General features: G+C 34.9%; 13 protein-coding genes, 1 pseudogene and 1 riboswitch. Of the genes and pseudogenes, 6 read left to right on the forward strand and 8 right to left on the reverse strand.

Annotated features, from left to right (window positions below; all coding sequences use genetic code 11):
• Positions 1 to 13: 13 nt before the first annotated feature.
• The 4 genes and pseudogenes from MKY90_RS15340 to MKY90_RS15355 all read right to left on the reverse strand — a co-directional run bounded on the left by MKY90_RS15340 (position 14) and on the right by MKY90_RS15355 (position 3,317).
• Positions 14 to 682, reverse strand: coding sequence for an AAA family ATPase (locus MKY90_RS15340; protein ID WP_341091758.1), 669 nt, complete (start codon positions 680 to 682; stop codon positions 14 to 16).
• A 144-nt stretch (positions 683 to 826) separates the two neighbouring features.
• Positions 827 to 1,570: a metallophosphoesterase family protein gene (locus MKY90_RS15345; RefSeq protein WP_002013591.1), complete on the reverse strand. Its 744-nt coding sequence runs from the start codon at positions 1,568 to 1,570 to the stop codon at positions 827 to 829.
• A gap of 13 nt (positions 1,571 to 1,583) precedes the next feature.
• Positions 1,584 to 2,505: pseudogene (locus MKY90_RS15350) on the reverse strand (aminoglycoside phosphotransferase family protein).
• A 14-nt stretch (positions 2,506 to 2,519) separates the two neighbouring features.
• Positions 2,520 to 3,317 (reverse strand): VOC family protein, encoded by a 798-nt coding sequence (locus tag MKY90_RS15355; protein ID WP_002032964.1) that lies wholly within the window; start codon positions 3,315 to 3,317, stop codon positions 2,520 to 2,522.
• Positions 3,318 to 3,524: 207 nt separating this feature from the next.
• Between MKY90_RS15355 and MKY90_RS15360 the strand changes: the two genes are divergently transcribed.
• Positions 3,525 to 4,427 carry a sulfite exporter TauE/SafE family protein gene (locus tag MKY90_RS15360; RefSeq protein ID WP_002127976.1) on the forward strand — a complete coding sequence of 301 codons (903 nt, stop codon included), beginning with the start codon at positions 3,525 to 3,527 and terminating at the stop codon, positions 4,425 to 4,427.
• Between the two features lie 40 nt (positions 4,428 to 4,467).
• On the opposite strand, the gene MKY90_RS15365 is transcribed toward MKY90_RS15360, so the two are convergent.
• Entirely contained in the window at positions 4,468 to 4,917 is a 450-nt protein-coding gene (locus MKY90_RS15365; protein WP_002127978.1) for a GNAT family N-acetyltransferase, read from the reverse strand.
• Between the two features lie 384 nt (positions 4,918 to 5,301).
• A riboswitch (Lysine riboswitch) is annotated at positions 5,302 to 5,494 on the forward strand.
• Between the two features lie 112 nt (positions 5,495 to 5,606).
• On the opposite strand from MKY90_RS15365, the gene MKY90_RS15370 reads away from it, so the two are divergent.
• The 3 genes from MKY90_RS15370 to MKY90_RS15380 all read left to right on the forward strand — a co-directional run bounded on the left by MKY90_RS15370 (position 5,607) and on the right by MKY90_RS15380 (position 8,297).
• The gene (locus MKY90_RS15370) at positions 5,607 to 7,073 is read left to right on the forward strand and encodes an amino acid permease (RefSeq protein ID WP_002013597.1); all 1,467 of its coding nucleotides are present in this window, start codon (positions 5,607 to 5,609) and stop codon (positions 7,071 to 7,073) included.
• Positions 7,074 to 7,187: 114 nt separating this feature from the next.
• A complete protein-coding gene (locus MKY90_RS15375; RefSeq protein ID WP_002013598.1) occupies positions 7,188 to 7,493 on the forward strand; it encodes an iron-sulfur cluster biosynthesis family protein in 306 nt (101 codons plus the stop codon).
• A gap of 33 nt (positions 7,494 to 7,526) precedes the next feature.
• Entirely contained in the window at positions 7,527 to 8,297 is a 771-nt protein-coding gene (locus MKY90_RS15380) for a DNA alkylation repair protein (RefSeq protein ID WP_098168622.1), read from the forward strand.
• A 97-nt stretch (positions 8,298 to 8,394) separates the two neighbouring features.
• Here MKY90_RS15380 and MKY90_RS15385 read toward each other — a convergent pair whose 3' ends face one another.
• Complete coding sequence (locus MKY90_RS15385; protein WP_098168621.1) at positions 8,395 to 8,853, reverse strand: DUF2716 domain-containing protein; 459 nt, start codon at positions 8,851 to 8,853, stop codon at positions 8,395 to 8,397.
• A gap of 197 nt (positions 8,854 to 9,050) precedes the next feature.
• Here MKY90_RS15385 and MKY90_RS15390 point away from each other — a divergent pair, with 197 nt between their 5' ends.
• Complete coding sequence (locus tag MKY90_RS15390; RefSeq protein WP_061688494.1) at positions 9,051 to 9,815, forward strand: class I SAM-dependent methyltransferase; 765 nt, start codon at positions 9,051 to 9,053, stop codon at positions 9,813 to 9,815.
• Between the two features lie 82 nt (positions 9,816 to 9,897).
• Here MKY90_RS15390 and MKY90_RS15395 read toward each other — a convergent pair whose 3' ends face one another.
• Positions 9,898 to 10,422: an NUDIX hydrolase gene (locus tag MKY90_RS15395; protein ID WP_061688515.1), complete on the reverse strand. Its 525-nt coding sequence runs from the start codon at positions 10,420 to 10,422 to the stop codon at positions 9,898 to 9,900.
• A gap of 182 nt (positions 10,423 to 10,604) precedes the next feature.
• Between MKY90_RS15395 and MKY90_RS15400 the strand changes: the two genes are divergently transcribed.
• Positions 10,605 to 11,228 carry a cephalosporin hydroxylase family protein gene (locus MKY90_RS15400; protein WP_080118273.1) on the forward strand — a complete coding sequence of 208 codons (624 nt, stop codon included), beginning with the start codon at positions 10,605 to 10,607 and terminating at the stop codon, positions 11,226 to 11,228.
• Between the two features lie 33 nt (positions 11,229 to 11,261).
• Here MKY90_RS15400 and lepB read toward each other — a convergent pair whose 3' ends face one another.
• Positions 11,262 to 11,783: a signal peptidase I gene (gene lepB / locus MKY90_RS15405; RefSeq protein ID WP_098168620.1), complete on the reverse strand. Its 522-nt coding sequence runs from the start codon at positions 11,781 to 11,783 to the stop codon at positions 11,262 to 11,264.
• Between the last annotated feature and the right edge of the window lie 36 nt (positions 11,784 to 11,819).

Consider the following 11,819-nt stretch of genomic DNA (forward strand, 5'->3'; position numbering starts at 1 on the left):
TATATAAAAGATTTTAAATTCCTTTAAATACAACTACCGGATCATCAAAATTACTATTCTGAAATATAACATTTGCACATTCTTTCGCATTATGCTCATCTATATACATCTTACAAGCCGCATGATATCTGTTTATAAACATTTTCTCTGCTTCTTCATAACTTCCAAAAGCCTCAGTCTCGCGCTCTGCACCACGTTTTCTCGCAATCTCAAAATCTGTATCTATGAAAATTTTATAGTCAAATAGATACTCAATTTCTTTTTTCAATAAAAATGTTTCATCTACTATTAGCACCATATTTGGCGAGGCCACTAGCGGCGTATTATGTACAGGGATGTCCGTTATTAAGTTATGAGAAATCGTTTCATACTGTAAATTCCCGTTAGGTCCTAAAGGTTTTAATAGCCTTTCTTTGAAAGCTGTATAATCGTGTGCATCTTCATAATACCCTCTTGCTGATTCTTTGCCTTGTGTATAGCGAATCACTCTAGGGTTATGAAAATCGTCAATGCTGGCGCGTATTACTTGTACTCCCCGATTTTTCATTTCCTCTGCCAGTTCGTTTGCAAATGTTGTCTTTCCTGAAGCTGTAATACCACTCACTCCAACTCTTGTTGGATGAGTTAAATTTAAATTTAAAATATGATCAGCAATTTCTTTCATGTATTGTTTTCGGAGCATGACATTCCCTCCTGTATATTGTTTACATAATATAATTGCAGTAAATTAAATTCATCGCTATTTGTTGGTAAATCGATATATTTAAAAAAATCGTTGATATATTTTAAGTTATGATAGATATATTTTTATTGATTTATATTTTCCTTATTTCCCCTTAAACCCTCGATATAAAGCCGTCCGTAACTCTTGTTTGTATTCTTCAATTTCTGGCATATCGAGTTCTTCTGCTAGTCTGATGGCTAGTTCAATATCATATGGTACACGTACGAGTTGAATGGAAAAGCTTGCTGCTTCTTTTTCATTGTATGTTCCTTCAAAAATTAAATAGGAAGCTTGTGTAATTTCAAGTGGATTACCTACACTACCAGCATTACATAACGTTTTCCCTCTAAAATTTTGCACATACGCCTGATGAACGTCACCGTAACAAACGACATCTGGTTTTCTTTCCCCTTCTATATTCTCTGTGAGCTCACTATTTTCGAACATACTAATACGCTCTTCTCTTGTTGCATGTGGTTGAATTCTTTCATACAAACTTCTCGGTGAAGCGTGGAACATACGAATCAGTTTCCCACTCATATAAAACTCGATTGAAAATGGTAAGCTTCTTAAATACTCATTTTGTTCTTCTGACAATTGTTTTTGATGCCATTTTAACGCTTCAAATTCAGTCGGTTTTGTAATGAAATCATCCCAGTTTCCCATTACGGTTCCTTCACATTCTTTACGAACGATTTCAATTACTTCGCTAGAATGCGGACCTTTTCCTACTAAATCTCCAAGACAAATAATACGTTCGATTCCTCTTAATTTAATATCTTTCAGTACTGATTCTAATGCCGGAATATTACCATGTATATCTGAAATTACCGCAATTTTATCCAAATGAATCCCTCCGTTATTTATTGTTTATTATATCCTCATGTTGTGATTGATACCATTTTGGAATATAAGATGAAAAATGATTATGATCTTCTATAATTCGGTTCAATCTTTCTTTCATATCCTCTACTAAATGTGGTGTAGTTCGGTTTGTCCATACGATATCCGCTGGGAATGTCATCGCTGCATATAATGAATACAGTTTCCAAAAGTGGATTGACGGATCGCCTCCGCAATAACCGTGAACTTGTCCAACCGCAAATGGTTTGCTTATTCTTGTAGTAAAAATCGTGTATTGGATCGCCAAAATCATATCCACTAAAATCGATAACGATAAATTCATTATTATGAATCATACTATTTGCTGGGTGGTAATCATCGTGTAAAAATGTGATAGGCCGATTTTTCAATAAGTCTTTATGATTTTCTACAAAGGTTAATACTGGCTTCAAATCCAGAAAATTCACCTCATAATCTGCTAATGCCTCTATGTACCTTTCATACTTATTCCACCTAAATATTTCCCATTTATTACTTGCACTTTCTCTTTCTATCGAGTGAATTCTCTTTAATATTTCCCCTGCTTTTCTTCCTGCATTATACTGTTCTTCCACCGATAGCTTGCTTAAGCTCTCTTGACCATTTACACCTTGGGTCCATTCAAATACTTGAACACATTTATTTAATCCCTCAAGTTTTATGAAATGAATTAACTTCGGCGTTGGAATATGTAATAACTCCAATTGTTTCATATACATATATTCTTCTTGTTTTCGTTCATAATTAGAAGAATCACACACTTTTACAAAATAAGTTTCTCGATTCTCTAGGTCAATTTTATACTTCTCTTCATGTGAAAAACCTTTTGTAATAGCTGTACATTTTACAATACGTGACCACTCTAGTTTTCTTTCTATCTCTCTTAACATTTCTTCCACAAAACTCACCTCTATTAATATACGAACAAACTACCTAACACTTCATACTCTCGTTTATTTTCCCCTTTAAACTCCACTGCAAATGGATATTCGCCATGATGCTTCAAACGTTCTAGTACTAGCCCTTCTCCAACTGGTTCACAAAACTGCACATGAACATCACCAAACGATACACTTTGACACTCAGCATTCCATTCTTCATTTTGTATGATTGAATTTGCAGTTAGCTCCATTACTTCTTTCCATTTCCGCACTGTTTCTCGAACATTTTTCACCGTATAATGAATCGTTTCAATTTCTTGTACTTTATTTTTATGTTCAGTGATCGTTCCTATTTTACGTAAATCGTTTCTTCTTTCTTCATCCGTTTCATTCCACTGTATAAAGAATGGTAATTTCGGTCCATTCTCTTCTTGCTTTACAAATAACATTTTCCATTCTAAAAGCCGGCCATCTTTTCTCATCCGTTTCCCTTCAAATGGTCCTATCGTATGTAAGCCGTGCTTACTAAATTTAACTGCTAGTTCTTCAATTGCATCTGTTCGAATTGCGATTTGTAGCATCCCTTCTCCATTTTTTAATTTCACCACTGTTTCTTGTACTAATGGATTTTCTGCTTCTTTCGCTTTTTCTTCATGCTGAACTGCTAAAAATTCTATATATGATAAATCAAAATAACATAAACTATTCCAAGTACCCCAAGTCGTATGCTCACCGCCTAATGCAGTATGAAATCCATGCTCCTGCATTTGTTTTGCCGCTTCCTCCGGTGTACAATGCACTGCGTGAACGAGATGATCAAATGCTAACATAGTCTTTCTCCCCTTTCTCTCCATCCTTTTATTGTATATTTTATTTTTCTTTCGTTCAATTCAAAAAACTTTAAAACCCAGTTGATTTATACGATTAATGTGTATTATAATAAAACAAATTTAATTATTGCTGATTGGAAAAACCAAAGGCACTTTTCTCATACGGGAAAAGTGTCTTTTTCATTTATTATTACAGGGGGATTATTTATGCAGAAATTAATTGTCTTTGCTATTATTGGATTTTTCGCTCAATTGATTGATGGCGCACTTGGTATGGCGTACGGGGTAACGTCTACCTCACTATTATTAATGTTTGGTATCGCACCAGCTGTAGCTTCCGCATCAGTTCATTTAGCTGAAGTCGTTACAACCGCCGCTTCTGGTGCATCTCATATCAAATTTGGAAACGTTGATAAATATACAGTTTCCAGACTTACATTACCAGGAGCAATTGGCGCATTTATTGGGGCATGTTTTTTAAGCAATTTACCTGGTGATGTAATTAAACCGTACATTTCCATATTTTTATTTACTTTAGGGGTTTATATTTTATTACGATTCATCATTCAAAAACAAATTGTTTCTTCAAATAAGCGTATGTCTGCTAAACAACTTGTACCACTTGGCTTATTCGCTGGATTCGTCGATTCAACTGGCGGCGGTGGTTGGGGGCCGATTACGACACCTGTTCTTCTTGCAAGAGGAAATGAAGCTAGAAAAGTTATTGGATCTGTAGATACGAGTGAATTTCCTGTTTCACTCGCTGCAACGATTGGCTTTTTCATTTCACTTGGCTGGGAACAAGTAAGCTGGGTTTGGGTATTTGCCCTCATGCTTGGTGGTATTGTTGCCGCACCAATCGCCGCATGGTTAGTACGCATCGTTCCTTCTCATTTACTTGGCGTACTCGTTGGCGGACTTATTATCTTTACGAATATACGTACACTGCTTACTACATTTAAAGTAGATCCAACTATTATTTCACTTTCTTACGTTGCAGTTGGTCTTGTCGTTATTATATCTATTTTTATTGCTGTTCGTAATCATTCCAATCGTTCTAACGTATCGACAGCCGGCTATCCGAAAGATCAAAAACAAATGCTACCATAATTAATAATAATACCGCCCGATTTACTTCGAGCGGTATTTTTTATTTTTCTATTTTCCAATTGACCATCGTTTCAGTACTATTTACTCTTTTCATATGTAATTTCTCTAAGACACGAATAGAGCTATAATTATCAAGGAGTGTCTCCGCTATAATCGTTTCCACTTCCCCTGTTTGAAAAGCCCATTTCATTAATTCACTAACTGCTTCTGTTGCATACCCTTTATTCCAATATTTCTCAATAAATCCGTAACCAATTTCTACCGTATGTTGCTCATTCGGTTTCCCTTTAAATCCTATATCACCTAGAACAACATCATCCTCTTTCCGAATAACATACCACGGTCCCCACGGTAATGAAGCCGCATCTCGTTTCATATTTTCTATATGTCCTACAATATGCGGACCACTATTGTATCCTTGATTATCCGCAATTTGAATCCATTCTTCTGTACACGGTACTATATATAATCTTTCCGTTTCTAATTTCATAATGATATCCCCTTTTCAATTAAACAATACCTCAATTTTATCAGAAATAAAAAGAATATTCATTCTATTTATCGAATTTATACTTATTCTTTGAAACGAATTTAAGGAATAATCCCCTTCTGATAGTTATGTCGAATTATATTTTCTGAATTTTCTTTTAATTTTAAAGGGTTTTTCAATATTTTTTGCGAAACATTTGTATAACAATTTTTTCTTTGCTTATTGCTACATAATAGTAGGTTCGGGTGGAGTTTTGCAAGCGTTTCCTATACAATAACCGATATTTTTTGACTTTTCCTAACAAAATTCCTTGCAATATATTCAGAAAGTCATTACAATTGCCATATATTAAATATCTTAGCAATATATAAATCCTCATCAATCCGATGAGGTAGAGGTTGCGACTTTTAAAAGTAAAATGGACGAGACACAGCGAATGTCACTGACTCCGTTTGAAAGGAAAAGTTGCCGAAGTTTATATTTCTTCTCTGGAAATATGAGCTGGGGCTGTCTCCGAAAGGAACAGAACTGTCACGTTTACAAAATTACCGTGTAAACGTGGTGTGCTATCTTAACGGAAGGGTATGATGGGGTGGTTATTTGTGAAACGTTCCGCCTAATTCCTTTGGCGGTTTTTTGTATTTTTCTCCCCCGCTCCTTCCTAACCTACAAGAAAAGGAGTGTTGAACATGAATAGCGCAACAAATCAATCTACCTCTAAAACGCAAACTACACAAGGACAAGGTGAATTAAAACGCGGATTAAAATCTCGTCACCTTACGATGATTTCTCTCGGTGGTACAATCGGTACCGGATTATTTCTTGCCAGTGGTGGTGTTATCCATTCAGCTGGTCCTGGCGGTGCATTAGTCGCATATGCCGCAATTGGAATTATGGTTTATTTTTTAATGACAAGCTTAGCAGAACTCGCGGCTTACATGCCTGTTACTGGATCTTTTAGTACTTATGCAACAAAATTTGTTGATCCATCACTTGGTTTTGCACTTGGATGGAACTATTGGTATAACTGGGCGATTACGATTGCAGCTGAACTAGCGGCCGTAACATTAATTATGAAATTTTGGTTCCCAGATACCCCTTCTCTTATTTGGAGTGGACTTTGTTTAGCTATTATTTTTCTCTTAAACTATTTATCTGTTAAAGGTTTTGGTGAATCTGAATATTGGTTCGCACTTATTAAAGTAGTTACTATTATTATCTTTTTAATTGTCGGTTTTATGATGATTTTTGGAATTATGGGCGGCGAATCTGTTGGCTTTAAAAACTTCACTGTTGCAGATGCACCATTTAATGGCGGAATCATGGCAATTATCGGTGTATTTATGGCTGCTGGTTTCTCATTCCAAGGAACTGAATTATTAGGAGTAGCTGCTGGTGAAACTGCTGATCCAGAACGCAATATTCCGAAAGCAATTCGTTCTATCTTTTGGCGCATTTTATTATTCTATATTTTAGCAATTCTCGTTATCGGTTTATTAATTCCTTATACGACTGAAAGCCTTGCAGCAAGCGATGTTACAGTAAGTCCATTTACACTTGTATTTGAAAAAGCGGGCGTTGCCTTCGCTGCTTCTGTTATGAACGCTGTTATTTTAACTGCAGTACTTTCTGCTGGTAACTCTGGAATGTATGCATCAACTCGTATGCTTTGGGATTTAGCTCGCCAAGGAAAAGCACCAAAGTTCTTAGGAAAATTAGATAGCCGCGGTGTACCTGTTAACGCATTAATCGCAACATCAGTAGTTGGTAGCGTCGCTTTCATCGCTTCTTTATTCGGTGACGGTGTTGTATACATTTGGTTATTAAATGCTTCAGGGATGTCAGGATTTATTGCTTGGGTAGGGATTGCTATTAGTCATTACCGTTTCCGTAAAGCCTATATTGCACAAGGGAAAGATTTGAAAGATTTACCATATCAAGCGAAATGGTTCCCGTTCGGTCCAATCTTTGCATTTACACTTTGTGTTATTGTTATTTTAGGTCAAAACTACGGAGCATTTACAGGAGCATCTATCGACTGGAACGGTGTACTCGTTTCTTACATCGGTTTACCACTCTTCTTAGTACTATGGTTAGGTTATAAATTTACTAAGAAAACGAAAGTCATTCCACTTGATAAATGTGAACTGAAATAAAGTAAAACGAGCAAACAAAATTGTTTGCTCGTTTTTTTAATGCAATGCTTCTCCCTTCCCTATTTCTCCTGTTTTTGCAATAATAGAGGAAATATAAATAAAGGTTGGGATTACATGAACATTCGTATTACTGATGAAGCAAAAGCAGCTATACATAGACTAGAACGTGAAGACAAAAAGATCATTCGCATTAGAGGAACTATGACAAACTCTTGCAGCATTTTTGTTGATGTTGATTTAATTTGGGATACATATAATGCGGATGATGTTGTATATGAAGATGAACAGCTTATTATACAAATGGACTCATTCACGAAAGACTACACTGGTGGTACGTTAAAACTTGATTATAAAACAACTGGTTTTAGTATTACGACTCCAAGTGAGACGTTGGTGTATGGGTTGTCGATTAAAAAATAAACATTGTTTTTATCCGACCAATGGGGTGAAAAAATGGGTAAATATGTTCCGTTAAAATTTTTATTTAACGAAGAATTAGCAGAAAAAATGGCTGATTCTATTTCTAAACACGTTCCTAATTTCTCTAAAAAAAATTTTGTAGATTCCGTAACATATAAAGTTGAAAATTTAGAGTTAAAGCAACGTATAGAAGTAATAGCAGATGAATTACACAATGCATTACAAAAAGATTTTAATGAAGCAATACATATATTACTGAAAACATTAGGACCAGAAAATACAACAGAAGTCGGCACATTTACAAAGGGTTATATGTATATGCCTATCGCAAAATACGTTGAAAAATATGGGCTTAACGATTTTGACTCCTCATTCAACGCAATGTATGAAATAACAAAAAGAAATACTGCTGAATATGCCATTCGTCCTTATCTTGAAAAATACCATGAAGAAACCTTAGACATATTGCAGCAATGGTTACGTGATGAAAACAGCCACATTAGAAGATTAGCTTCAGAAGGTACTAGGCCAAGACTTCCTTGGGCAAAAAAAATAGGAGCTTTGAAAGGTGACTTCAGAAATAATTTAAAGCTTCTTGAGCCATTAATGAATGACCCTTCTAAGTATGTTCAAAAATCTGTAGCCAATCACATTAATGATATTACGAAAGAAGATAAAGAACTCGTTTTTCGATGGTTGCGAGAATTACTCGATAAAAACCATCCTGTTAATCCTTGGATTATGAAACATGGATTAAGAACGGTAATAAAAAATGGCACTTTACCAAAAGATTTTTGTTTTTAAGTATTTGTAAAGAAAGCAACAATCTATATGAAAACAGCTAATAATAAAAACGTTTATACTTCATTTGGAAGTATAAACGTTTTTTCTTTTTTAAACATTAACCCTGCCTTAAAATCTTATGAAATATTTCCGGTTTATGTTGATCAAAAGCATCTATTAATTCTTTTCCAAATATCGTTATACTCTCCTCCCACGGATGCCCTAAATAGCCCCACTTAAAGTCCTTCTGAATAAAGAAATAATAATCTCCATTTGGAAAAATCGGGATTGTCCACTCATCAAATTCATTTCTATCAAACTTTAAATGTGGATTTACCCAGTAACATTCATGTTGCCAATCAAGTGCCATTATATATTCATTCGATACCGTATTCTCTTTAAAAACTAGTAATGCTTTTTCTTCCAGGTCGTCATATACATCTAAATCTACCGACTCTCTGAAGTAATGAGAAATATCATATGTTATAAAGGGACTTGGCGAAAACTCAAAATCACTATATACCCTATCCCATATTTGGTCGTACTCTTTGTCTGTAAACTCCATCCAATTTTTCATTAAACAACTGCCTTCCCCTATAATTTCAAAGGATTTTCACTCGATACTCCCGAATATATAAATAACCATTCTCGTAAGGAGCTAATTTATATGAATCTATTCGAACACGAAACATAAAACCGTTCCACTTTAATAAGAGGTCCTCCCTTTTTCTTTTCTTACTATATCATTTATTAACGAAATAGGAGGACAACAATATGAAACGTGATCCATTATTTTCAGCACTATTAGAAAGTGCAAAGACTAACTTTAGCGGCTGGGATTTCTCTTTCATTTCAGAAACTGGCCGTATGAATAGCGAGCCCCTATCATGGTCATACGGTAGCACTGCTTTCCAGCTTATGCAACGTGCAAAATCAATGCTAGATATGGGGACTGGTGGCGGAGAGTTTTTATCTATGTTACAACCGTTCCCGTCAACTATTTATGCGACTGAGGGCTATGCTCCGAATGTCCCAATTGCACGAAAGAAATTAGAACCTTTAGGAGTTATAGTCGTAGAAGTGACTGATGATACTGCTTTACCATTTCAAGATGGTCAGTTTGATTTAATTGTGAATCAACATGAATCCTATTCTGCTTCTGAAGTGAAAAGAAGTCTTTCCATCAATGGAACATTTCTTACACAACAAGTCGGTGGTCTTGATTGTGCGGAACTGAATGAGCAGTTTGGCACACCGCTGAATAGCGAATTTTCAAGTTGGTCACTCGAAACGGCATGTAGTGAATTAGAACAAAATGGATTTACTATTTTAGAAGCGAAAGAAGAATTCCCTCTTCAGCGTTTTTATGATGTCGGTGCTGTTGTCTATTACTTGCAAGCAATTCCGTGGCAAATTCCTGATTTTACAGTAGAAAGCTATAACGAGGAATTATATCGCATACATGAGATCATCTTGCAAAAAGGATATTTCGATGTGAAGCAACACCGCTTTATTATTAAAGCAAATTATGTAGAGTAAAATTTGAATTAGCATTCCCTACAAAAAAGCCAAGTCCCAATAAAGGACTTGGCTTTTTCTTATTATTTTAACACATCTTATCCTATTGAGAAATGAGATGTTTTTCATATCGTTTTTTCGTATCATCTTCTGTCAAAAGTGTAGTTGTGTAATCAATAATATTCCGGTTATCATATGTGAATGTATGCTCTAAATTGTTTTCTTCTTTTAATACTCTTGGTAAATATCTTTGCAAATTGCTAACTACACCTCTATTATCACCATCTAATATCCAATCAATTGACTTCCATTCTAATATACCTTCATGAGTGCTTACTGGCGTATCAATATGTACTCCATCTGGTAAATCAGCTAGGAATACATACATTCCCTCACTACCCAAAGGTTCGTCTTTAACTTTAAAACTAACATTCCCTTTATACGTTACACTTGGAAGCTCTATTCCTGTTTCCTCAAAGGTTTCTCTAATGACTCCTTCGTATGGCGTTTCATACTCTTCTATTTTCCCTCCGACACCATTCCACATTCCCATTGTCGGCTTCTTGTTTCTATTTAGTAAAAGTATTCTATCTCCTTTTCTAATGAAGCAAATTGTGTACTTATACATACGATCATTTCCTTTCATTTACATCTTCTTTTGCAAGCAATTCATTTTCCACATGTGTTATTTGGCTTATTTTCACGTGAAAACACTCGCCTTATAATCCCTTACCACATAATATATAGTACAACTTTCATACGTAAACTCTTTACGTATGAAAGAATCCTTTTTAGAAAGGAGAATTCAAAATCGATAACATTAGTAGCGAATTTCTAAAACAATATTACGACAGCAACGTTTGGTTACATGGTACACACTGGTTCGGGGTTCCAATCTGCAAACTTCCTTCTGATCTCTTTTTATATCAAGAAATATTATACGAATTAAAGCCTGATTTAATTATTGAATGCGGAACTTTTCACGGTGGTAGTGCACTGTTTTTAGCTTCTATGTTAGATTTAATTGGAAAAGGTCACGTACTTACTATCGATATAACTCCGCAACCAAATCGGCCATCCCATAATCGAATTACGTATTTAACAGCTTCATCTGTTTCTGTACAGGCCGTCCAATCAATATTAAGTATGCGCAAACCTGATGATGTGATTTTAGTTATTTTAGATTCTGATCATAGTAAAGAACATGTATCGAAAGAACTCTTACTTTATAAATCTATTGTAACCACTGGCAGTTACATTATTGTAGAAGATACAAGTATTAACGGAAATCCTCTCCTTCCTGATTGGGGACCTGGCCCAATGGAAGCTGTGGAAGAGTTTTTAACTAAAAATAGCAATTTCATAATCGATGAATCTAAACATAAGTTTTTCATATCATTTAATCCAAAAGGTTTTTTAAAGAAGATAAAGTGAAACTTTAATAAGTGGGGTTTTGTGAATCCCCACTTATTTTATGATTTTCATTTTCGAAAAAGGATAGTACACAAATTCCACTTTTCCTATTATATTATCTTCTTCAATATATCCTAAACCATTTCGACTATCCTTACTTTGTTCACGATTGTCTCCCATTACAAATAACTTATTTGGCGGAATCTTTGTCTTTTGAAAATTATAAAACACTTGTGTATTGTTATATAAATCTTTATTTATATAAGGTTCATCTTGCTTTTTGTCATTTACGTATACAGTTCCATTCGTTATGTTAATTATGTCACCAGGAAGCCCTATTACACGTTTCACATAATATTTCGACTCATCCTCTTCCTTAATAATGACGATTTCTCCGTGCTGTAAGCTAGAAAAATGTACCGTAGCTTTATTTACAAATACGTAGTCTTCTTCATGTAAAGTTGGCTGCATTGATTTTCCTTCCACTTTACATAAAGTGAAAGACTGGTACGTTACTACTAGGACAAATATAAATAGTATGTACTTTCCCCAACCTCTCTTATTCTCCTCTTTCATATCCATTCCCACCTTATCAAAACACTTTTTAACTCA

It is taken from the genome of Bacillus sp. FSL P2-0099 (assembly GCF_038007445.1).
In the GTDB taxonomy this organism is placed as follows: Bacteria; Bacillota; Bacilli; order Bacillales; family Bacillaceae_G; genus Bacillus_A; species Bacillus_A mycoides.

What these genes read in the sequence shown, in the direction of transcription:
- MKY90_RS15355 (WP_002032964.1), bottom strand. Translation starts at nt 3,317, where the DNA reads ATGTTAGCATTTGATCATCTCGTTCACGCAGTGCATTGTACACCGGAG.
- MKY90_RS15360 (WP_002127976.1), top strand. Translation starts at nt 3,525, where the DNA reads ATGCAGAAATTAATTGTCTTTGCTATTATTGGATTTTTCGCTCAATTG.
- MKY90_RS15380 (WP_098168622.1), top strand. Translation starts at nt 7,527, where the DNA reads ATGGGTAAATATGTTCCGTTAAAATTTTTATTTAACGAAGAATTAGCA.
- MKY90_RS15385 (WP_098168621.1), bottom strand. Translation starts at nt 8,853, where the DNA reads ATGAAAAATTGGATGGAGTTTACAGACAAAGAGTACGACCAAATATGG.
- lepB (WP_098168620.1), bottom strand. Translation starts at nt 11,783, where the DNA reads ATGAAAGAGGAGAATAAGAGAGGTTGGGGAAAGTACATACTATTTATA.
- MKY90_RS15375 (WP_002013598.1), top strand. Translation starts at nt 7,188, where the DNA reads ATGAACATTCGTATTACTGATGAAGCAAAAGCAGCTATACATAGACTA.
- MKY90_RS15390 (WP_061688494.1), top strand. Translation starts at nt 9,051, where the DNA reads ATGAAACGTGATCCATTATTTTCAGCACTATTAGAAAGTGCAAAGACT.
- MKY90_RS15340 (WP_341091758.1), bottom strand. Translation starts at nt 682, where the DNA reads ATGCTCCGAAAACAATACATGAAAGAAATTGCTGATCATATTTTAAAT.
- MKY90_RS15395 (WP_061688515.1), bottom strand. Translation starts at nt 10,422, where the DNA reads ATGTATAAGTACACAATTTGCTTCATTAGAAAAGGAGATAGAATACTT.
- MKY90_RS15365 (WP_002127978.1), bottom strand. Translation starts at nt 4,917, where the DNA reads ATGAAATTAGAAACGGAAAGATTATATATAGTACCGTGTACAGAAGAA.
- MKY90_RS15370 (WP_002013597.1), top strand. Translation starts at nt 5,607, where the DNA reads ATGAATAGCGCAACAAATCAATCTACCTCTAAAACGCAAACTACACAA.